The 22,543-nt window shown below is 35.6% G+C and carries 22 protein-coding genes and 1 riboswitch; of the genes, 19 read left to right on the top strand and 3 right to left on the bottom strand.

Translation table 11 applies throughout. The annotated features are described in order from the left end of the window. Nucleotides 1-147 precede the first annotated feature (147 nt). Both polA and N4T20_RS07805 read left to right on the top strand, forming a co-directional pair. Complete coding sequence (polA, locus tag N4T20_RS07810) at nucleotides 148-2,985, top strand: DNA polymerase I (protein ID WP_260672492.1); 2,838 nt, start codon at nucleotides 148-150, stop codon at nucleotides 2,983-2,985. A gap of 139 nt (nucleotides 2,986-3,124) precedes the next feature. Next, nucleotides 3,125-4,237 carry a hypothetical protein gene (locus N4T20_RS07805; RefSeq protein ID WP_260672491.1) on the top strand — a complete coding sequence of 371 codons (1,113 nt, stop codon included), beginning with the start codon at nucleotides 3,125-3,127 and terminating at the stop codon, nucleotides 4,235-4,237. A 41-nt stretch (nucleotides 4,238-4,278) separates the two neighbouring features. Here N4T20_RS07805 and N4T20_RS07800 read toward each other — a convergent pair whose 3' ends face one another. Continuing rightward, entirely contained in the window at nucleotides 4,279-5,304 is a 1,026-nt protein-coding gene (locus N4T20_RS07800) for a LacI family DNA-binding transcriptional regulator (protein ID WP_260672490.1), read from the bottom strand. Between the two features lie 207 nt (nucleotides 5,305-5,511). Here N4T20_RS07800 and N4T20_RS07795 point away from each other — a divergent pair, with 207 nt between their 5' ends. From N4T20_RS07795 to tsf, 6 genes are all read left to right on the top strand, one after another. Next, nucleotides 5,512-6,258, top strand: coding sequence for a ferritin-like domain-containing protein (locus tag N4T20_RS07795; protein ID WP_260672489.1), 747 nt, complete (start codon nucleotides 5,512-5,514; stop codon nucleotides 6,256-6,258). Nucleotides 6,259-6,283: 25 nt separating this feature from the next. Beyond that, on the top strand, nucleotides 6,284-7,096 hold the full coding sequence (locus N4T20_RS07790; protein ID WP_260672488.1) for a ferritin-like domain-containing protein: 813 nt from the start codon (nucleotides 6,284-6,286) through the stop codon (nucleotides 7,094-7,096). A gap of 194 nt (nucleotides 7,097-7,290) precedes the next feature. Then, nucleotides 7,291-7,746, top strand: coding sequence for a 50S ribosomal protein L13 (gene rplM / locus N4T20_RS07785; RefSeq protein ID WP_008466793.1), 456 nt, complete (start codon nucleotides 7,291-7,293; stop codon nucleotides 7,744-7,746). Beyond that, nucleotides 7,746-8,132, top strand: a complete 387-nt coding sequence (gene rpsI, locus N4T20_RS07780) for a 30S ribosomal protein S9 (protein WP_008466792.1) — start codon at nucleotides 7,746-7,748, stop codon at nucleotides 8,130-8,132. The genes rplM and rpsI overlap by 1 nt, the downstream gene beginning before the upstream one ends. A gap of 229 nt (nucleotides 8,133-8,361) precedes the next feature. After that, entirely contained in the window at nucleotides 8,362-9,129 is a 768-nt protein-coding gene (gene rpsB, locus N4T20_RS07775; protein ID WP_111367996.1) for a 30S ribosomal protein S2, read from the top strand. Nucleotides 9,130-9,272: 143 nt separating this feature from the next. Continuing rightward, on the top strand, nucleotides 9,273-10,235 hold the full coding sequence (gene tsf, locus N4T20_RS07770) for a translation elongation factor Ts (protein ID WP_260672487.1): 963 nt from the start codon (nucleotides 9,273-9,275) through the stop codon (nucleotides 10,233-10,235). 57 nt (nucleotides 10,236-10,292) lie between these two features. Here tsf and N4T20_RS07765 read toward each other — a convergent pair whose 3' ends face one another. Beyond that, nucleotides 10,293-12,356, bottom strand: coding sequence for a M3 family metallopeptidase (locus N4T20_RS07765; protein WP_260672486.1), 2,064 nt, complete (start codon nucleotides 12,354-12,356; stop codon nucleotides 10,293-10,295). Nucleotides 12,357-12,518: 162 nt separating this feature from the next. Here N4T20_RS07765 and N4T20_RS07760 point away from each other — a divergent pair, with 162 nt between their 5' ends. The 11 genes from N4T20_RS07760 to N4T20_RS07710 all read left to right on the top strand — a co-directional run bounded on the left by N4T20_RS07760 (nucleotide 12,519) and on the right by N4T20_RS07710 (nucleotide 21,749). Continuing rightward, a complete protein-coding gene (locus N4T20_RS07760) occupies nucleotides 12,519-13,181 on the top strand; it encodes a queuosine precursor transporter (protein ID WP_260672485.1) in 663 nt (220 codons plus the stop codon). A 30-nt stretch (nucleotides 13,182-13,211) separates the two neighbouring features. Further along, a complete protein-coding gene (locus tag N4T20_RS07755) occupies nucleotides 13,212-13,892 on the top strand; it encodes a hypothetical protein (protein ID WP_260672484.1) in 681 nt (226 codons plus the stop codon). After that, nucleotides 13,892-14,464, top strand: a complete 573-nt coding sequence (locus N4T20_RS07750) for a DNA-3-methyladenine glycosylase I (protein WP_260672483.1) — start codon at nucleotides 13,892-13,894, stop codon at nucleotides 14,462-14,464. The genes N4T20_RS07755 and N4T20_RS07750 overlap by 1 nt, the downstream gene beginning before the upstream one ends. A gap of 85 nt (nucleotides 14,465-14,549) precedes the next feature. Further along, nucleotides 14,550-14,646: riboswitch (TPP riboswitch) on the top strand. A 66-nt stretch (nucleotides 14,647-14,712) separates the two neighbouring features. Beyond that, a complete protein-coding gene (thiS, locus tag N4T20_RS07745) occupies nucleotides 14,713-14,919 on the top strand; it encodes a sulfur carrier protein ThiS (RefSeq protein WP_260672482.1) in 207 nt (68 codons plus the stop codon). A gap of 146 nt (nucleotides 14,920-15,065) precedes the next feature. Continuing rightward, nucleotides 15,066-16,889 carry a phosphomethylpyrimidine synthase ThiC gene (gene thiC, locus N4T20_RS07740; RefSeq protein WP_260672481.1) on the top strand — a complete coding sequence of 608 codons (1,824 nt, stop codon included), beginning with the start codon at nucleotides 15,066-15,068 and terminating at the stop codon, nucleotides 16,887-16,889. A gap of 73 nt (nucleotides 16,890-16,962) precedes the next feature. Next, nucleotides 16,963-17,574, top strand: coding sequence for a thiamine phosphate synthase (locus N4T20_RS07735; protein ID WP_260672480.1), 612 nt, complete (start codon nucleotides 16,963-16,965; stop codon nucleotides 17,572-17,574). Next, nucleotides 17,532-18,284, top strand: coding sequence for a hydroxymethylpyrimidine/phosphomethylpyrimidine kinase (locus N4T20_RS07730; protein WP_260672479.1), 753 nt, complete (start codon nucleotides 17,532-17,534; stop codon nucleotides 18,282-18,284). Before N4T20_RS07735 ends, N4T20_RS07730 begins: the two co-directional genes overlap by 43 nt. Beyond that, nucleotides 18,277-18,915 carry a thiamine phosphate synthase gene (locus N4T20_RS07725; RefSeq protein ID WP_260672478.1) on the top strand — a complete coding sequence of 213 codons (639 nt, stop codon included), beginning with the start codon at nucleotides 18,277-18,279 and terminating at the stop codon, nucleotides 18,913-18,915. Before N4T20_RS07730 ends, N4T20_RS07725 begins: the two co-directional genes overlap by 8 nt. After that, nucleotides 18,896-19,672, top strand: coding sequence for a thiazole synthase (locus N4T20_RS07720; protein WP_313771885.1), 777 nt, complete (start codon nucleotides 18,896-18,898; stop codon nucleotides 19,670-19,672). Before N4T20_RS07725 ends, N4T20_RS07720 begins: the two co-directional genes overlap by 20 nt. 148 nt (nucleotides 19,673-19,820) lie before the next feature. Next, nucleotides 19,821-20,936 carry a 2-iminoacetate synthase ThiH gene (gene thiH, locus N4T20_RS07715; protein WP_260672477.1) on the top strand — a complete coding sequence of 372 codons (1,116 nt, stop codon included), beginning with the start codon at nucleotides 19,821-19,823 and terminating at the stop codon, nucleotides 20,934-20,936. 102 nt (nucleotides 20,937-21,038) lie between these two features. After that, nucleotides 21,039-21,749, top strand: coding sequence for a HesA/MoeB/ThiF family protein (locus N4T20_RS07710; protein ID WP_260672476.1), 711 nt, complete (start codon nucleotides 21,039-21,041; stop codon nucleotides 21,747-21,749). On the opposite strand, the gene N4T20_RS07705 is transcribed toward N4T20_RS07710, so the two are convergent. Next, nucleotides 21,746-22,540 carry an MOSC domain-containing protein gene (locus N4T20_RS07705; protein WP_260672475.1) on the bottom strand — a complete coding sequence of 265 codons (795 nt, stop codon included), beginning with the start codon at nucleotides 22,538-22,540 and terminating at the stop codon, nucleotides 21,746-21,748. The genes N4T20_RS07710 and N4T20_RS07705 overlap by 4 nt on opposite strands. Nucleotides 22,541-22,543 lie beyond the last annotated feature (3 nt).

Here is a 22,543-nt window from a genome sequence, read left to right as displayed (position 1 = left end):
TTATTTTACCGACCGAGGAGATGCACTTCGGTGCGTCTCCACTAAAATGGTCTTATATGACTTATATGGTGAAACAGAATTAATTTTCGAAAAGTAAATCGTTTTTTAAAACCCAAATGTTTATTTTTACAGACTAATATTTTTAATATGTCAACTCAAAAACGCCTTTTTCTTCTAGATGCCTACGCACTAATTTTTCGTGGTTATTATGCTTTTATAAAAAACCCGAGAATCAATTCAAAAGGAATGGATACATCTGCAATTATGGGTTTTATGAACTCGCTTTTGGATGTTATCAAAAGAGAAAAACCAGATCATTTGGCAGTTGCTTTTGATAAAGGAGGAAGCCATGTAAGAACCGAAATGTTTGTAGACTACAAAGCAAACCGAGACGAAACTCCAGAAGCAATCAAAATTGCTGTTCCCTATATTCAGGAATTATTAAGAGCCATGCATATTCCAATTATCGAACTTGCAGGATGTGAGGCCGATGATTTGATTGGAACAATTGCAAAACAAGCCGAAAAACAGAACTATCAGGTATTTATGGTAACGCCCGATAAAGATTTTGCACAATTGGTTTCTGAAAATATCTTTATGTATAAACCAGCCCGAATGGGTAACGGAATCGAAATTTGGGGAGTTCCTGAGGTTTTAGCAAAATTTGAAGTAGAAAGACCAGAACAAGTCATTGATTTTCTTGGAATGATGGGCGACGCCGTCGATAATATTCCAGGATTGCCTGGTGTTGGCGAAGTAACGGCAAAAAAATTCCTGAAAGAGTTTGGCTCTATGGAAAATCTTTTGGCTAATACAGATAAGCTAAAAGGTAAAATGAAAGAAAATATCGAAGCGAATAAAGAAAAAGGAATTCTTTCTAAAAAACTGGCCGCAATTATTACAGATTGTGATGTTACTTTTAATGAGGAAGATTACGAACTTTCTCGTCCTGATATCGAAAAAACAGATGCTATTTTTCAAGAATTAGAATTCAGAAGAATGGCAGAACAGTTTGATAATTTATTTAGAACAGATGGCGCTCAGACTGCGGCTCCAGCTTCAGATGCAAAACCAGCTAAAAAAGCTGCGGCTAAAAACGAAGACCAATTTGATCTTTTTGGAGGCTCTGCTGAAGATGAAGACACAGATGCTCCAAGAACTTCTTTCTATAATACTTTAGAAAACACAGAACATTCCTATCAAACCATTCAAGGCGATCTAGGAATTAAATTGCTTTTGCAAAATCTGCAAAAACAGCCTGCAGTTTGTTTTGATACTGAAACCACAGGAATTGATGCTCTGCACGCAGAATTGGTCGGAATGTCATTTTCTTATGAAAAAGGAAAAGCATTTTATGTTCCGTTTCCAGAAAATCAGGAAGAAGCAAAAGCTTTGATCGAAAAATTTGTTCCATTTTTTGAAAATGAAAATATTGAAAAAATTGGACAGAATTTAAAGTACGATTTAAAAATCCTTTCTAACTACGGAGTTACAGTAAAAGGAAAACTTTTCGACACCATGATTGCGCATTATCTAATCAATCCGGATATGCGTCATAATATGGATATTTTGGCGGAAACGTATTTAAAATATTCTCCAAAATCTATTGAAACCTTAATTGGCAAAAAAGGAAAAAATCAGCTTAATATGCGTGACGTTCCTTTGGAAGACATTAAAGAATATGCCGCCGAAGATGCCGATATTACTTTACAATTAAAAGAAATATTTACAACCCAATTAGACAAAACCGAAACCAAAAAACTATTTGATGAAATCGAAATTCCTCTAGTTAGCGTTTTGGCCGATATGGAAATGGAAGGCATTCGCTTAGATGTTGATTTCTTAAAAGATATGTCTAAGGAAATGGATGTTGAAATCAAATCTTTGGAACAAAAAATATACGAAACAGCTGGCGAAAAATTTAATCTTGCTTCTCCAAAACAATTAGGCGATATTTTATTCGACAAACTTAAAATTGGAGGGGCTAAGCAAAAGAAAACCAAAACCGGGCAATATGCAACTGGCGAGGAAGTTTTGACTTATTTGGCAAATGACAACCCAATTGTAAAAGATATTTTAGATTGGCGCCAGATGGTAAAACTGCAAAGCACTTATATTTTAGCTTTACCCGAACAGGTTGATAAAAAGACATTACGCGTTCATACCGATTATATGCAGGCAGTTGCCGCAACGGGCCGTTTGAGTTCTAATAACCCGAACTTGCAGAATATTCCAATTCGTACCGAGAGAGGACGTCAGATTCGTAAAGCTTTTGTTGCGCGTGACGAAAACCATACTTTAATCTCTGCCGATTATTCTCAAATTGAATTAAGAATCATTGCAGCTCTGAGCGGCGAAGAAAATATGATTAAAGCTTTCCAAAACGGAGAAGATATTCACAGAGCCACAGCGGCAAAAGTTTTTGATGTCGCTTTAGAAGAAGTTTCGCGCGAGCAAAGAAGCAATGCCAAGACGGTAAACTTTGGAATCATTTATGGGGTTTCTGCTTTTGGATTAAGCAATCAGACGTCGCTTTCAAGAAGCGAAAGCGCCGCTTTGATCGATGCGTATTACAAAACATATCCGCGCCTTAAATCTTATATTTCAGAACAAATTGATTTTGCAAGAGAAAAAGGTTATGTGCAAACTATTTTAGGCCGCCGCAGATATTTAAAAGACATCAATTCTGCCAATGCTGTTGTAAGAAGTGCTGCAGAACGAAATGCTGTAAACGCTCCAATTCAAGGAAGTGCAGCCGATGTGATTAAAATTGCGATGATTAATATTCACAAAAAACTTCGTGACGAAAACTGGAAATCTAAAATGCTGCTTCAGGTGCATGATGAGCTTGTGTTTGATGTTCACAACGATGAGCTCGAAAAAATTCAGCCAATGATTAAGCATGAAATGGAAAATGCCTTCAAAATGTCGGTTCCTTTAGAAGTGGAGCTTGGTTTAGGCAAAGACTGGTTAGAAGCGCACTAAAAAATAAATATTTGTCACACTTAAAAGCCGTTCAATTTTGAATGGCTTTTTTATTCGCCACAAACTATATTGTAAGAATTTTGGTTTTGCTACATTTACATTTTTATAAAAACCTTTAAAGATTAAAAAGAAAAGTAAAATGAAGAAACATCTTTTATGCCTATTCCTATTTTATTCAACGATTTCATTTTGCCAAAACAAAATTTATTATCTGGAAGGAACTCTCGGAAAAAGCACCATTTTTATGACTGTTCAGGTCTATAATTCAGATCAGGAAGCCAGTCTAAACGTTGTTTATTTTTATAAGAATTCATTAAAAGACATTAAACTCGAAGCAAAATTAAAAGACAATAATTACACTTTCTATTTTAAACCTGGCGATGTAATAACTGAAAAATTCTATTTAAAGAAATCAGGCAATAATTTTGATGGCTTTTGGTATGATGCCAAAGACAAGCAGTTAGCCGTACATCTTGAACCTGTAAATTTTGATAATTACAAATCAAATATCAAAATTAGATTTGATGACGAACGCTTAAATCTGGTAAAATATAAATTCCTTGAATTTAAAAAACAGAAGACCACACTTTACAATAACAAAGAATTTGTATGGTATTCTGAAAAACATTGTGATTCAGATTTTTTTAGATTAGGAAATAACTTTTCAGAGAAAAACAAAGCTTTAATTAACCCCATTTTAGAAGAAATACATATTCAAAATACATTAAGCCAACTTAATTGCTCTTCGAGTTTTGAATACAGTAATGGTCAGGGAATAGAAAGCACAACGACAATAAACTTCCTAAATGCTAATTTATTAGGCTTTGAAACCTTTAACTCTTGGTTCTGCGGTGGTGCTCATCCAGATTTTGGAGGCAGCGGTTATCTGATTGATTTAAATAATGGAAAACAATATGAAATTGATGATATTTTAGCTTTCGATAAAAGTGTCACAGGTGACAGAGAAAATAATTTCGATGCTTTTTCAAAATATAGAAATGATTATTTTGCTCCAAAATTATTAGAAGTTATTACTTCGATAGAGCATTTTAAGAAACCTGATAATGACGATGACTGCGATTACACCAATGAAGAATATTGGGACTTTCCATCTTGGAGCTATACTGACAAAGGAATACAATTTACTCCAAGTTTCTACAGAGCGGCTAGAAATTGCGAAGAACCTTTTTTAGTTCCGTTTGAGAAATTAAAAAAATACAAGAATCCTAAATTCCCTTATGAGCTTAAATAAAAAAAATCCATTCGTTATGCGAATGGATTTTTTTTTAGTTTTTATTTTTTTCGAGTTGATTCTCTTTCTTTCAATTTTGTTTTGATGACAATTGTTTCGTAATCTGAAACTGTGCCTTCTGGCTCTTCCAACCTTTCGATTAATCTTTTTGCAGCAACCTCTCCAATTTCAACTCCATGCTGGCTTACTGTAGTCAAACTTGGCGACAAACGTCTCGAAGCCAAAATACCATCTGCAAAACCAATAATCGAAATATCTTCAGGAACTCTGTACCCTTTTTTCAAACTCACTCTTAAAGCTGCAACCGAATCATTTTCATCCAAAGCAAAAATTCCGTCAATTTTATTGTCAAAAAGTGCGTCAATTTTAGCTTTCATATCTTCCTCAGAGTCGGTACGAAGGATAATTTTTTCATTAATTGGAATATTATTGTCTTTTAAAGCTTTTAAATAACCATCAGCTCTCAATTTTCCAACACTTAAATTATCTACAGAAGAAATCAAAGCAATGTTTTTGCATCCTAAATTAATCAAATGCTGTGTTGAGTTTAATGCCGAATCAAAATCGTCTACAACAACTTTATCGCAATCTACTTCATCAGCAATACGGTCAAACATCACGATTGGCGTTCCGTCGTTAATTATTTCTGAGAAATGATTATAATCTTGAAGTTTTTGCGCTTCTTCAGAAACCGAAAGGATAAACCCATCAATAGTTCCGTTGCTCAACATTTCAAGCGTATGGATTTCTTTTTCTAAAGATTCGTTAGAAATACAAGTAATTACATTATACCCTTTTTTATCGGCCACTTTCTCAATACCGCTAAAAACTTTCGCAAAGAAAGAATTTAAAATATTTGGGATAATCACCCCAATCGTTTTGGTTTTACGGTTCTTTAAATTTAGACCAATAACATTCGGCTTATAATTTTTGAGTTTGGCATACTCTTTAATCTTAACCTTCGTTTGCTCACTAATTTCCGGACTGTCATTCAGCGCTTTAGACACTGTTGACACAGAAACTCCTAGTTCTTTCGCAATTTGTTTTAGAGTTGCTTTAGCTTTCATCTATAAAAGTTTATGTAATTAATACAAATATAGTAGAATTACCGAAAATAAAACAAAAAACAACCATTTGTCTTTCAAATTATACTATCTATTCGAAAAAAAACCATAAAAGCAGATTTTTCTGAAACCGCATCTCCTAAAATTTTGTTAATACTTAAATACCTAATAACTAAAACCAATGTTGTTAACCTAATAAAAAACTTGATTATGAAAAACGAAGTTAAAATTCACGAAGTTGATCCTTCACTGAATAGCAGAAGGAGCTTTCTTAAGCTCAGCGGATTAACATTAGTAACCACAGGTTTGGTTCTGGCTGGCTGCAGCGACAATGACAATGACAATAATATGGAAGACACTTCCTTGCCGGGAGTCAGAAATGGCGTTTTTGACTTAGGCTCTGGCGACTTTGGCGTTCTAACATACGCCTATGCTCTAGAGCAGCTAGAAGCAGATTTTTACACCAAGGTTGTAAATTCCTCAAACTTTAATGCTGTATTTAATGACACTGAACGACAAGTCCTCACCGATTTGTATCATCATGAAGTTGTTCACAGAGATTTTTTCAAAGCCGCTTTGACTGGTGCTCTGCCAGATCCTAGCTCACAATTGCTTCCTACTCTAGCCTTTAATTATGGCTCTTTAAACTTTAATAGCCGCAGCGAAGTTTTAGCCACCGCAAAAGCCCTTGAAGATACAGGAGTTGCTGCTTATAATGGAGCTGGAAGATTAATTAAGACTGCAGATTACTTATTATTAGCAGGAAAAATCGTTTCTGTTGAAGCCAGACACGCATCTGCAATAAGAAGCTTGATCAATCCGAATTCTAAAGATTTTGCCGGAGACGATATTGTAAATATGTCAACAGGACTAGATGACGCTAAAGATCCGTCTAAAATCCTTCCTATCGCTGCTAATTTTATTACTACAAAATTTACAGCCAAATACTTGCCTTAATCTTAACCGCTAAAACTTAGAAATTATGAACATTTTAAAATTTATAGAATCCTTTACTGACGACAATTTAATGAACAGTACAGGTTCCCGCAGAGATAGTTTTTCGCACTTTGGAAATATTGGAAAAAATTTAGCTATGGCATCCATTCCTTTCGGATTGTCGGCTCTTGCCAATAAAGCTTTCGCTAAAGATATTACGGCAACGCCAGCAACTCCGATCGGAGCATTGCAGTTTGCTTTGACCTTAGAATATCTTGAGAATGAATTCTATTCGATGGCATTAGACTCAGGTGTCATTCCCGCTTTGGAAAATGGAGGAAGAGATCTAAAAGTATTTCAGCAGATTGCAGATCATGAATCTGATCACGTCAAATTTTTAATCGCTGGTTTGGGTGGTACTGCAAGCCCTAACTTTGTTCCAAAACCAACTTTTGACTTTACGGTTGGCGGAACATTTGACCCTTTTCATGATTATCCAACTTTTTTAACTTTGGCACAAGCCTTTGAAGATACAGGAGTTAGAGCATACAAAGGACAGGCTGCAAATTTGATAACCACACCAGATTTATTGACCGCAGCTCTGCAGATTCATTCAGTCGAAGCACGCCACGCCTCTGAAGTTAGAAGATTAAGAGGCTTGAAAGGATGGATTTCTAATGCTGACAGAGGTGCAGGAATGCCTTCTGCAACGCAAGCCGTTTATGATGGCGAAGGCGTAACTATGCAGGCAGGATTTAATACGGCAGCCGCTTTTGGTGCCGCAGCAGGCTCAGAAGCTTATGATGAGCCACTTACAACACAACAAGTCGTTGATATTGCCAATATATTTATTGTATAATCATTTTTCTTTCTAAATATTTAACCGTCTTCACTTTATTGTGGAGACGGTTTTTTTATTCGCTAATTAATTAAAAAACTGAGCCCCTGATTTTCAGGAGATAAAATATTCTTTCAGGTATTTGGTTTTAAAATAATTAATTGTACTTTTGCATCCCCTTTATTGGGGATGGAATGTTTAATTAAAATAATATTATGGACGCATTAAGCTACAAAACAGTTTCAGCTAGCAAAGCCACTGTAACTAAAGAGTGGATTGTTGTTGACGCTGAAGGTCATAACTTAGGACGTCTTGCTTCTAAGGTTGCTATGATCTTAAGAGGGAAGTACAAGCCAAGTTACACACCGCACGTTGACTGTGGAGATAACGTAATTGTTATCAACTCGGAAAAAATTAACCTTACAGGTACAAAAATGAATGACAAAATTTACATGCGTCATACAGGTTACCCAGGAGGACAAAGAACTTTAACTGCTAAAGTATTGCAAGCTAAAAATCCAGCTGCATTAGTAGAAAAAGCTGTAAAAGGTATGTTACCTAAGAACAAATTAGGTGCTGAACTTTTTAGAAATCTAAATGTTGTTGTAGGATCTGAGCACAAACACGGAGCTCAAAAACCTAGAACTGTTAACCTAAATGATCTTAAGTAATGGGAGTTATTCACAAAATCGGCAGAAGAAAAACCGCTGTTGCACGTGTATACGTTTCTGAAGGAACTGGAAACATCACTGTAAACAAAAAAGAATTCGCAACTTACTTTCCAACTGCAACTTTACAATACAAAGTTTTACAACCGCTTTCTATGACAGAAAACGCTAGTAACTTTGACGTAAAAGTAAACGTTTACGGAGGTGGTACAACTGGTCAGGCAGAAGCTGTAAGAATGGCATTAGCACGCGTAATGTGTGAAGTTAACGCTGAAAACAGAGCTATTCTTAAACCAGAAGGTTTATTAACAAGAGACCCAAGAATGGTTGAACGTAAGAAATTCGGTCAGAAGAAAGCTCGTAAGAGATTCCAATTCTCTAAACGTTAATATTACCTGTCTTGTTCAGATGGGACAAGACATTATCAATTATTTATTGAAATTAAAAAACACAGTTATTGTTGCTCTCCTATCGAGGTAGGATATAGTTTAGCATCTAAATGGGTTGAGTCTGAAAGTCGAAAGTCTTAAAGTCATAAAGCTTAAAGCATAAAGCATATTGCCTAAAGCCAAAGTTCAAAACACATTGCTAATCAACAGAACGTAAACTAGTACAAAAATGGCAAACAAAATAGAAGTAAAAGAATTACTAGAAGCAGGTGTTCACTTCGGACACATGACTAGAAAATGGGATCCAAACATGGCTCCTTACATTTATATGGAGCGTAATGGTATTCACATTATCAATCTATATAAAACTGCAGCTAAAATTGAAGAAGCTAACGAAGCTTTGAAAAAAATCGCTGCATCAGGTAGAAAAATCTTATTCGTAGCTACCAAAAAACAAGCAAAAGACATCGTTGCTGATAAAGCAAAAGCTGCAAATATGCCTTACATCACTGAAAGATGGCCAGGTGGAATGTTGACTAACTTCGTAACTATCAGAAAGGCAGTTAAAAAAATGTCTTCTATCGATAAAATGAAGAAAGATGGTACTTTCAACACTTTATCTAAAAAAGAGCGTTTACAAGTTGATCGTCTACGTGCTAAATTAGAGAAAAACTTAGGTTCAATTGCTGATATGTCTAGACTACCTGCAGCATTGTTCGTAGTAGATATCAAAGCTGAACACATCGCAATAAAAGAAGCTCAAAAATTAAACATTCCAGTTTTCGCAATGGTTGATACGAATTCTGACCCAAGAGAGGTTGATTACGTGATTCCTGCAAATGATGACGCTTCTAAATCAATTGACAAAATTTTATCTTTAGTAACTACTGCAGTAATCGAAGGTCTTTCTGACAGAGGTGCTGAGAAAGAAGTTGAAGCTGCTGAAGAAGCTCCTGCTGTTGAAGCTGAAGCTCCTGCAACTGAAACTGAAGAATAAATCAAAATTTAAATTCCAAATTTTAAATTCCAAAATCCAAGACAAAATTAAAAACGTTATGTTGATAATTTATTAAAATTGGAGTTTGGGATTTAAAAGCTGGAATTTTTTACTTTTAAAAACATATTAAAACTTAAAATATTATGGCAACAATTACTGCTGCAGACGTAAATAAATTAAGACAATCTACAGGTGCCGGAATGATGGACTGTAAAAAAGCTTTAGTTGAAGCTGAAGGAGATTTCGATAAAGCTATACAAATTCTTAGAGAAAAAGGACAAAAAGTTGCTGCTAACCGTTCTGACCGTGAGTCTGCTGAAGGAGCTGCTGTTTCTTTTATCAATGCTGACAACACTAAAGGAGCTATCATCACTTTAAACTGCGAAACTGACTTCGTAGGTAAAAATGAAGCTTTCGTTGCTTTAGCTAAAGATTTAGTAGAAAGAGCAATCAACTTCTCTTCTAAAGAAGAATTATTAGCTTCTGATTTCAACGGAATCACTGTTGCTGAGAAATTAATCGAGCAAACTGGTGTTATCGGTGAAAAAATCGAAATCGGTGGTTTCGAAATTTTAGAAGGCGCTTACGTTGGATCTTATGTTCACGTTAACAAAATCGCTGCTTTAACTGCAATTTCTGCTCCAGTAGCTAATGCTGAGACTTTAACAAAAGATATCTCTATGCAAGTTGCTTCTATGGGAGCTGACACATTATCTTACAAAGATTTTGATCCTGCTTTCGTTGAATCTGAACTTGCTGCTCGTATTGCTGTAATCGAAAAAGACAACGAAGAAGCAAAACGTTTAGGAAAAACTTTAAAAAATGTTCCTAAATACATCTCTTTCTCTCAATTAACTCCTGAAGTTATCAAACAAGCTGAAGAAGATGCTAAAGCTGAATTAAAAGCTGAAGGAAAACCAGAGCAAATCTGGGACAAAATCCTTCCAGGAAAAGTTCAACGTTTTATCTCTGACAACACTACTTTAGATCAAGAAAAAGCTCTTTTAGATCAAAACTTCATCAAAGATGACAGTAAAAAAGTTGGTGATTACGTAAAAGGATTCAATGTTGAAATCACTGGTTTCAAAAGAGTAACTTTAGGTTAATATATTATTTTCAATATTAAAAAGCCCGAATATTTATTTATTCGGGCTTTTTTATTTTTAACTTTCAACTGGAAAATTTCTTGCTCGCATTAACGCATCCGATTTCGGAGCGTGCCCTCTGAAATTCTCGTACATTTCTTCGTTATCAATCGTATTTCCAACACTTAAAACTGTTTTATACAGACGTTCAGAGACACTCTTATCAAAAGGTCCTCCAGCTTCTAAAAAAGCTTCATAAGCATCTGCATTGATAACATCTGCCCACAAATAACTGTAATATCCTGCCGCATACCCGTCACTTGAAAATATATGTGCAAATTGCGGAATTCTGTGTCTCATTACAATTTCAGATGGCATATTGATTTCTTCCAAAATTCTGCTTTCAAATTCGTGAGGATTTACTGTTTCTGTAGTTAGATGCAATTTCATATCCACAAAAGAACTCGAAATCGTTTCTACAGTTGCAAAACCTTCATTAAAATTGGCTGCCTTCCCTATTCTTTCAACTAATGATTGAGACAAAGGTTCGTTGGTTTTATAATGAAGAGCAAACTTATTTAAAACCTCAGGAGTTGCCAGCCAGTGTTCTAACAGCTGAGACGGAAACTCGACATAATCTCTTGCAACCGAAGTGCCAGAAAGACTCGGGTATGTAACATTAGAGCATAAACCATGAAGTGCGTGTCCAAATTCATGAAACAAAGTCGTAGCATCATCCCACGAAATCAAAACAGGCTCGTCACTATTTCCTTTTATAAAATTGCAATTGTTTGACACGATAGGAAGCACATTACCTTTTATTTTCTGCTGGTCTCTATGCGAATTCATCCAAGCCCCCGAACGTTTTCCCGTGCGAGCGTAAGGATCAAAATACCAAAGACCAATTGCTTCTCCTGTATTTTTATTATTCACTTCCCAAACTCGAACATCTGGATGATAAACCGGAACATCGAATAATTGCTTAAAACCTAAATCAAACAATTCGCCTGCAGTCCAAAACATTCCTTCACGCAAATTTTCAAGCTGCAGATACTGCTTAATTTCGTTCTGATCTAAATCGTATTTTGCTTTACGCACTTTTTCCGCATAATAGCGGTAATCCCAAGGCTGAATTTTAAAATCTGCCCCTTCTTTAATTGCCATCTCCTGCATAGCCGAAACATCATTTTTTACTTTTTCCACAGCAGGTTTCCATACAGAATGCATCAAGTCCAGCGTTTTCTGCGGATCTTTTGCCATTTTGTTCGACAAGCTCCACTCAGCAAAATTCGCAAAGCCCAAAATTTTTGCTTTTTCAGCTCTTAATTTTAAAATAGACACAAGTATTTCATTCGTATCATTTTCGTTCTGATTATCGCCTCGTTTTACAAAAATATCAAAAGCTTTTTCTCTTAAATTTCTTTTCTCGGAGAAAGTCAAAAAAGGCTCGATTGAAGATCTTGTATTTCCAATGCAGCCCAAAATATTCAAATTTCTTTCTCTTGCTTCGGCAATTGCAGCATTCTTAAATTCTTCAGGCAAACCCTCAAAATCATCTTCTGCTTTTAATTCTATATATTGATTATTTTCTTCTGCCAGCAGTTTTTGGCTGAAAGCTGTAAAAAGTGTTGCCAATTGCTGATTGATCATAGCTACTTTCTCTTTATCCTGATCGTTTAACTCCGCTCCTTCTCTAACAAAATCTGTATAATAAAGCCAAAGCACACGCTGCTGTTCTTTGGTTAAATTCTTTTTTTCATCTGATTTGTACAGGGTTTCAATTCTAGAAAACAATTTCTCATTTTGATACAGCTTGTCATTAATCTCTGCTAATTTTGGAGACATTTCGGTATCTACCGCATTAAATTCTGGAGTGCTGAGATTGGATCTGTATATGCCATAAACAGCATGAATTCGATCCAGCTTTTCACCAGAAAGCTCCAAAGCCTCAATTGTATTTTCAAAATTTGGCTTTTCCGGATTATTGGCAATTGCATCAATTTCTTCTAATTTTTCCTTAATCGCAAATTCTATTGCAGGCTTAAAATCTGAAACTTTGTAGGCTGTAAAATCTGGAACGCCCCCATAAGGCCCAAACCAGTCTTTTAATAATGGATTATCTAATTCTATCGGTGTTTTCATAACAAATGCATTAATTAATTCTGCACATAAATTTGACTGGCAAAAAATGCAACAGATTCTCAAAATTAACCAATCGAAAGCAAACTTCATACGCTAACGAATTATAGTTTCTAAGATTTAAAAGAAATAGTTTATTTTTGAAATATCAATATCAAAAATCAGATGTTTAGAACCAGAAAAGAAATTGTTTTTGTAATTTTAGCAGGAATATTTATAACCAATGCTGTTGTTGCTGAGTTAATTGGAGGAAAGTTAATTCAAATTGGGCCTTTTGTCATGAGTATCGGAATTTTACCATGGCCCGTTGTATTTCTAACTACCGATTTGATTAATGAATATTTTGGCGAAAAAGGCGTGAAAAAGCTTTCGTTCATAACTGCGTGCTTGATTGCTTATGCTTTTTTAATACTTTTTATGGCAATTACAATTCCTGCCGCAAAAGGAATTAGTCCCGTAAATGACGAGCAGTTCCAGGCGGTATTTGGACAGAGTATGTGGATTATTATAGGAAGTTTAATAGCTTTCATGGCATCGCAGCTTATTGATGTTTGGATATTTTGGTTTTTTAAAAACAGAACCGGCGAAAAGAAAATATGGCTGAGAACAACTGGTTCTACTGTTATTTCTCAATTATTTGATTCATTTATTGTTTTAGGAATTGCTTTTTGGCTACCTGGAAAAATTGATTTCGACACCTTTATATCTTCAGGATTAATAGGATATACTTTTAAATTGGCAATAGCTATTTTATTAACTCCTGCAATTTATTTGGGGCATCATCTGATTAAAAAATATTTGGAAGAAGATCCTGCTCATAAAGGATAAAGGATAAAGAATAAAAAACATATTTAGGTCATGAAAAAAATTCACTTGCTTATTTTATTCTCTGTTACCTATTTCTTTTTAAGCTGTGGCAATAACGAAAAAAAACAGCCTAAAAAAGCCATTCAATCTGTTAACAAACTAAAACCGGTTGATGTAAAAGTAAATTCTAAAATTTCTTTAAAAAGCATTGCTGCCCCAAAAGAGTTCGGTTCGAAAAAAACTGTAACTGAGAAAAATCCTTTTTCAGTAAAAAATCCAATAGAAATTAAGCCATTAAGTTTGCAAACGGAAAACAATACGTACAAAGCGCCAGCTTCCATAAAACAGGAAGTTAACGACAAACTATTAAGTTTTGTCAATGTCCATAAAATATTAGACAAATGCAAAATGGGCCAAACCATGACGCAAAAGCAATTGACAGAAAACTTTGAAATTCCCGAAGAAGCTATCAAACTAGTAAAAAGTGTAACTAAAACGGCCGAAAATGAATTGGCGGTAAAATGGCAGTCTACTTGGCTTGTTGAGAGAGTCTCTGATGCAGAATTGGAAGACGGTAAAATGAAAGTTGTCTTTAAGGCCAATAAAATGTATACTTCTGGAAATGCAATTGGTATTAAATACAATAAAAAAATTTACAATAACTTAGTTATAGTGGGGCGTTCAGCATATATTCCTAGCGTGAAAGGATATAGCTGGCAAATTGGAAGATAATGGAAAACACTAATATTATTAGATGCGGCTGGTGTTCGGCAAGTGATTTATACAAAAAATATCATGACGAAGAATGGGGAACTCCCGTTTACGACGATCCGACGATTTTTGAATTTTTAATACTCGAAACCTTTCAGGCTGGTTTAAGCTGGATTACCATTTTAAACAAAAGGGAAAACTTCAAAACCGCTTTTGACCATTTTGATTATAAAAAAATAGCCAATTACTCTGAAGACAAGATTGAAGAATTGATGCAGAATACAGGAATCATCCGCAATAAACTCAAAATTAAATCTGCGGTTTCCAATGCTCAGGCTTTTATGAAAATTCAAGAAGAATTTGGAACTTTTTCTGACTACATCTGGAAATTCACCAATGGAAAACCAATTGACAATAAGCCAAAAACCTTAAAAGATGTTCCTGCAACCACTCCCATCTCTGATGCTATCAGCAAAGATTTAAAAAAACGCGGTTTCAAATTTGTAGGGTCAACCGTTATTTATGCCCATATGCAAGCCACTGGAATGGTCAATGATCATATCGAAGACTGCTTTACCCGAAAAGATAAATAGGCTTAGTTTTAAGTCTCCGTTTTCAGTTTTTTTGAACTTGAGGCCTAAAACTTGGAACTTTCAAACAAAATTTCATTACATTTGCTTCACACTTTAGGGGTGTCTGCATCGCGCAGGCTGAGATTTTACCCTCTGAACCTGATCTAGTTCATACTAGCGTAGGGAAAAGTAAGATGACTTCTTAAACGCATTTCTATGCGTTATTGCAGCCATTCCTAACGTGTATCTATACACTAAACTCAAAAGGAATGGAACTAAAAATCAATCAACAAACTAAACATTTCAATGCTGAATCGCTAAGCGTTCAATCATTGCTCGATCTCGAAATTCCGCATAAACAAAACGGAATTGCTGTTGCTGTCAACAATACCGTCGTTCCAAAACTCAAATGGAACGAATTCCTCGTACAAGAAACTGACGAAATTTTAATTATTTCTGCTACGCAGGGAGGTTAATTTTTAAAATTCCAAAAAAACCAACGCTTCGGAACACCAAGTCGTCAATCACACGTAGACGCACTGCAGTGCGTCTCTACAGAAAAATATTGCGATTAAACGCAATCAGAATCAACTTTAAACTTCAAACTTGAAACAAAAATATTATGACAAACGAAGAACAAATATCCAGAACCCCATTTCCGAATTCTAAAAAAGTTTATATCGATGGAGAAATTCATCCTATAAAAGTAGCCATGCGCGAAATTGCTTTGAGCGACACCAAACTTTCAAATGGCGGAGTAGAAAAAAATCCTCCTGTAACTGTTTACGACACTTCGGGACCTTATACAGATCCAAATGTTGAAATTGATGTTCGAAAAGGCCTTCCGCGTCTGAGAGAACAATGGATTTTAGACCGAAATGATGTTGAAATTTTAGACGAAATCACTTCAGATTACGGTCAAAGCCGATTGAAAGATGAAAGCCTAAATCATCTTCGCTTTGAATATCTTCATCAGCCAAAACGTGCAAAAAAAGGCGCAAACGTAACGCAGTTATATTACGCCAAACAAGGCATTATCACTCCAGAAATGGAATACATCGCAATACGCGAAAATCAGCGTATTGAACTTTTAAACGAACAGACCAAGGCGATGCAATGCCAGCATGGCGGGAATAGTTTTGGTGCAAACACTCCAAAAAACAAAATCACTCCAGAATTTGTACGATCTGAAGTTGCTTGCGGAAGAGCCATTATTCCAAACAACATTAATCACCCAGAAAGCGAACCGATGATTGTGGGGCGCAATTTCTTAGTCAAAATTAATGCTAATATTGGAAACAGCGCAGTGACTTCGAGCATTGAAGAAGAAGTCGAAAAAGCGGTTTGGGCTTGCCGTTGGGGAGCTGATACGATTATGGATTTGTCTACTGGAAAAAACATTCACGAAACCAGAGAATGGATTATTCGAAATTCACCTGTTCCAATTGGAACTGTGCCGATTTATCAGGCTCTTGAAAAAGTGAAAGGAATCGCAGAAGATTTAACTTGGGAAATTTTCCGAGATACGCTAATTGAGCAGGCAGAACAAGGTGTTTCCTATTTCACGATTCATGCCGGAGTTTTGCTTCGCTACATTCATTTAACTGCCGATCGTGTTACCGGAATCGTTTCTCGAGGTGGATCAATTATGGCTAAATGGTGCTTATTTCATCATAAAGAAAACTTCCTGTACACTCATTTTGAAGAGATTTGCGAAATCATGAAGCAGTATGATGTTGCTTTTTCTCTTGGCGATGGTTTACGCCCAGGCTCTATTGCAGATGCCAACGATGCCGCACAGTTTGCAGAATTAGAAACTTTGGGCGAATTGACAAAAATAGCTTGGAAACACGATGTTCAAGTTTTCATTGAAGGTCCGGGTCACGTACCAATGCACATGATTAAAGAAAACATGGACAAGCAATTGGAGCATTGCCACGAAGCGCCGTTTTATACTTTAGGCCCATTAACAACTGATATTGCACCGGGTTATGACCATATCACATCAGCCATAGGCGCTGCGATGATTGGCTGGTACGGTTGTGCTATGTTGTGTTATGTAACTCCAAAAGAACATCTTGGCTTGCCAAATAAAAAAGATGTGAAAGATGGTGTAATCACCTATAAAATCTCTGCTCATGCTGCCGATTTGGCCAAAGGCCATCCGGGAGCTCAATATCGCGACAATGCTTTGAGTAAAGCTCGCTTTGAATTCCGTTGGGAAGACCAATTTAACTTGGCTTTAGACCCTGATACAGCGCGAGAATTCCATGACGAAACGCTCCCTGCCGATGGCGCAAAAGTGGCGCATTTTTGCTCAATGTGCGGACCGAAATTCTGCTCTATGAAAATATCACAGGAAATTAGAGATGTCGCCGCCGCTGAAAAAGGAATGCAGGAGAAATCGGAAGAGTTTATCGAGCAAGGAAAAGAAATTTATATATAACGAAATGAAACTTGTAAAATGTGAAATACTTTGATTTTTACATTTTACATCTCACAAAAAACATTTTACAAATATGATTGTGATTACAAATCCTTTTTTTATTAAAGATGAAATTCAAATTCTTCATTCTTTATTGGAAGAAGGATTGTCGTTGCTTCATATCAGGAAACCTGATTTTTCAGAAGCAGAAATGGCTCAGTTCATTCATCAGATAAAACTAGAATTTCGAAATAAACTGGTTCTGCACAATCATTATGATTTGGCAGAAGATTTTGGCATAAACCGATTTCATTTATCCGAAAAAGAAAGGGACGTCCTTAATCAGTTTCATGCAAGATTTTCAAAACGTTGTAAGTTTCTATCAACATCAACACATTCTATCGAAGATTTTAATTCGTTAGAAAATGAATTTGATTATGCGTTCTTAAGCCCAGTTTTTAAAAGTATTTCAAAGGAAAATTATCAACCCAAAACGGATCTTTTTGAAGCATTAAAATTGCGAAAAAATTATACAACGAAAGTTATCGCTTTAGGCGGAATCGATTCGCAGAACATTCAAAAATCACTTGAAAATGGTTTTAATGATGTTGCCCTTTTAGGAAGCATTTGGAATAATGAAAACCCTATTAAACAATTTAAATTATGTCAGAAAATCGCCCTTTCGCACTCACAATCGCCGGTTTAGACCCTACGGGAGGCGCTGGGATTTTGGCAGATATTAAAACATTTGAACTGCATAAAGTTTCTGGTTTTGCTATAGCAACAGCTAATACCATTCAGACTGAAAATGAATTTCATAAAATTGAATGGATCAATATCAATTTTGTCATCAGGTCTATTGAAACTTTATTTGAAAATTATAAAATCAATGCTGTCAAAATCGGAATTGTGCCTTCTTTGTCTTATTTAAATCGGATTCTCTCTAGCATAAAATTGGTTTCACCAAATACAAAAATTGTTTGGGATCCTGTTTTAAAATCGACAACAGAGTTTGATTTTCTAAGCATTGAAGATCGTTCGGACTTAAACCAAATACTTTCTAAAATCGATCTAATTACGCCCAACTATATAGAAATTGAACAATTGCTTCCTGGTTTTATAAAAGATCACCTTTGGATTGAGAATGAAATCTCAACTGCAATCCTGCTCAAAGGAGGCCATAATTCAAATGAAATTGGCAAAGACCAATTGTTTTTGAAAAATAAGATTATCGATTTATTTCCAACAGAAAAAAAATGCTCCGAAAAACATGGTTCAGGCTGTGTGCTTTCTTCGGCAATCGCTTCCAATTTAGCCCTAAATCAAACTCTGGAGTCGTCTTGCCAAAATGCTAAAACCTACATAGAAAAATACCTGAGTTCAACATCAACATTAATCGGATATCATTATGTTTAACAAACTGCAATACATCTCGCAAGGCGAAACAATCGACAAACAATTGTACAACATTCATCAAGCGCTAGATGCTGGGTGCAAATGGGTGCAAATGCGATTTAAAAACCAAACCCAAAAAGACACTTTTACATTGGCGGAAGCAGTAAAACCTTTGTGCGAAGAATATCTTGCAAACTTTATTGTAAACGACGATTTACATCTCGCGGAACAAATTGCGGCTGACGGCGTTCATTTAGGATTAACCGACACAAAAATTGAGGAAGCCAGAGCAATTTTGGGTGCAGCCAAAATTATTGGAGGAACCGCCAACACTTTCGAGGACATCGAAAATCATGTAAAAAACGGCTGCGATTATATTGGCTTGGGGCCATTTCGATTTACAGCTACAAAAGAAAAACTGAGTCCGATTTTGGGTTTATCGGGTTATTACGAGATTCTTCAAAAACTAAAAAAAAATAAAATCGGCATTCCTGTTTACGCCATTGGAGGCATCACATTACGCGATGTAAGTCCGTTAATTGAAACTGGAATTTTCGGCATTGCCGTATCTGGAATTATTACTGAAAGTGATGAAAAAGAAAAATTAATTCAACAATTAAACGAAAAACTATATGCAAAAATCATTGTTTAATATAGGAGATAAAACCTTCCTGTCGCGTTTGTTTCTCGGAACGGGAAAATTTGGTTCGAACGAAGAAATGGAGCAGGCAATTTTAGCTTCAGAAAGCGAATTGGTTACTGTTGCATTGAAAAGAATTGACCTTGAAACTGATACCGATGCTATTCTATCACATTTAAAACATCCGAATATCAATTTATTGCCCAATACTTCTGGAGCAAGAAATGCAAAGGAGGCTGTTTTTGCAGCAGAATTGGCTCGAGAAGCTTTAGAAACCAATTGGGTAAAACTAGAAATTCATCCTGATCCGAAATATTTAATGCCCGATCCGATCGAGACTTTAAAAGCGACTGAAGAGTTGGCAAAATTGGGTTTTATTGTGCTTCCGTACATACACGCTGACCCTGTTTTGTGTAAACATCTAGAAAATGCAGGAACTGCGGCCGTAATGCCTTTGGGTTCGCCAATTGGAAGCAATAAAGGCTTAAAGACAATTGATTTTTTGGAAATTATCATTGAACAAAGCAATGTTCCTGTTATTGTTGACGCTGGAATCGGAGCGCCTTCTGATGCCGCAAAAGCAATGGAAATTGGGGCTGATGCTGTTTTGGTGAATACTGCTATTGCCGTTGCAGGAAATCCAAAATTAATGGCGGAGGCTTTTAAAGAAGCGGTTATTGCCGGAAGAAAAGCTTTTGAAGCTAAAGTTGCTCATCAGCAGAATTTTGCTTCGGCTTCTAGCCCTTTGACCTCTTTTCTTTACGAGTAATTTTAACGCAAAGTTCGCAAGTTTTTTTCGCAAAGTTCGCCAAGCTTTGCGGACTTTTTATCAAAGACAAGAACTCTAAGCTTAGCGATCTTTGCGTATTCTTAGCGCGCTTTGCGTTAAAAAACTTTTACAGTAAAACTACATTCTTATGAATAACTTTAAATCTATTTTTGAGCAATACAATTGGGATGAAATTCAATCCAAAATTTACAAAACCACATCAAAAGATGTCGAACGAACTTTGGCTAAAGCCAAATACAATCTCGATGATTTTCTGGCTTTAATTTCACCTATTGCTCAGAATTACTTAGAGCAAATGGCACAAAAATGCCATGAAATCACCAAGAAACGTTTTGGAAAAACCATCCAGATGTATGCTCCGTTATATTTGAGCAACGAATGCCAAAACATTTGCACCTATTGCGGGTTTAGTTTAGACAATAAAATCAAAAGGAAAACCCTTTCCGATACTGAAATAAAACTTGAAGTTGAAGCCTTAAAAAATACTGGTTTTGACCACGTTCTATTGGTTACTGGCGAAGCAAATTACACTGTAAATATCAATTACTTTCTGAATGCAATCAATTTAATAAAAAAAGATTTTTCGATTATTTCTGTTGAAGTGCAGCCGCTTTCTACAGAAGATTATCACCGTTTGCATGAGGCTGGAGTTTATTCGGTTTTAGTTTATCAGGAAACCTATCATCAGGAAGTTTACAAAAAGTATCACACCAAAGGAAAAAAATCAAACTTCGATTATCGATTGGAAACGCCAGACCGAATTGGTACTGCAGGAATTCATAAAATTGGTTTAGGGGTTTTATTAGGTTTGGAAGACTGGCGAACAGACAGTTTTTTTAATGCTCTGCATTTAGATTATCTTCAAAAAAAATATTGGCAGACTAAATATTCGGTTTCTTTTCCGCGTCTGCGTCCAGCCGAAGGCATTATCGAACCTAATTTCATTATGGATGATAAAGATTTGACGCAATTAATCTGCGCTTATAGATTATGGAATGAGGATCTAGAAATTTCGATTTCAACTCGAGAAAACGAGAAATTCAGAAACCATATTATTCCTATTGGAGTTACGAGTATGAGCGCTGGCTCTAAAACAAATCCGGGCGGTTATGTTGTCGATCCTCAATCTTTGGAACAATTTGAAATCAGCGATGAACGTTCTGCTGAAGAAATTTCAAAAATCATTAAAAATGCTGGTTACGAGCCCGTTTGGAAAGATTGGGACAAAGCTTATAGCTTATAATTGAAATGTTTCAAGTTTCAAGTTTCAGGTTTCAGGTTTCAAGTTTAAAAAACTAACATTTTACAATTTACAATTCACATTTTACAATTCACAATTAAAATAATGAGCATTATACAAGAATTCCTTCGTTACAACAGACAAACTATCCTTCCTGAAATTGGCGATGAAGGTCAGGAAAAATTAAAAAAAGCTAGAGTTTTGGTGATTGGCGCAGGCGGTTTGGGCTGTCCGATTTTACAATATATTGCCACCGCAGGAGTTGGTTTTATTGGAATTATAGATTTTGATGTAATCGAGATCCACAATCTCCACAGACAGATTTTATATACTGAAAATGAAATTGGCCAAAATAAATCTATTGTTGCCAAGGAAATGGTTTCTAAACTAAATCCGCTAATTAAGCCTGTGGCAATCAATGAGAAATTAACTGCTGAGAATGCATCAGAAATCATTCAGCAATACGATATTATTGTCGATGGTTCTGACAATTTCTCCACTCGATATTTAGTGAATGATACCTGTGTTGAACTTAATAAACCTTTGGTTTACGGAAGCATTTTAAAATTTGAAGGCCAGATTGCGGTTTTCAATCATAACGGAAGTAAAAATCTCCGTGATTTATTTCCAGAAATGCCCGATCCAAAAGATGTTCCGAATTGCAATTTGAATGGCGTTTTAGGAACATTGCCTGGAATTATTGGGAACATGATGGCTCATGAAACTCTGAAATTAATTCTCGAATTGCCAACGTTACACAATGAATTGATAATTTTTAATACTTTGAACTGGAATTTTACCAAGTTGAATTTCTAAAAAACAACCTCATCGCCTACGCTGATAATTCCTGAATTCAGGCTCACAATATTGGTTCCGAACAAAACAGAGTTATCTACGTTTCTGTATTTGCTTAAAGTTTTTAAAGGTTCTTTTTTTAAACGCCCATTTTCCGGATCATTGTTTACCATGACACATCTTCCGCAGGGTTTTATATTTTTAAATTGGACTTCTCCTATCGTAAAAGTCTTAAAATCATCTTCTTCATGAGGATTTTCAGTACTTACCACAAGGTTTGGACGAAATCTTTTTACGGTAATTTTTTCATCCAATTTATCATTTAAAAAGTCTAGGCTCTCCGTTCCAATTAATAAATATGGATAGCCATCAGCCAAACTTACATTAAATGTTTCTTTTAATTTGGAGCTTTCGTGCTTACGATCTCCATTTTTTATTATTTTGACCAATCTGCATTCAAAACCTAAATGCTGGCTAAACCATCTTGATGTTTCAAGATTTACCTCAACAACTTCGCTTTTATCATCCCAAACATTTACTTCAATTGCATTTTCTAAATGTTCGCCAATAGAAAATTCATGCTTTTGATCCTGAAAAGCAATGCTGATTTTTCCATCTGAAATCTGCGGATAAAACTGACTCATGATGCGATGTTCTCTCTGCGTCAGCATTTGATTTTCTGCATCAATAAGCATCCAACGGCGATCGTTTTCAAATCCCATTTCTTCAGCTTTTGCAGACTCCAAACTAATTCCTGCCAAACTTTTTATCGGATAAATATAAATTTCTTTTACGCTGTAAATTGCACTCATTTT

The sequence above is a fragment of the Flavobacterium sp. TR2 genome (assembly GCF_025252405.1).
GTDB lineage: Bacteria > Bacteroidota > Bacteroidia > Flavobacteriales > Flavobacteriaceae > Flavobacterium.
This window is presented reverse-complemented; position numbering and strand designations above follow the sequence as displayed.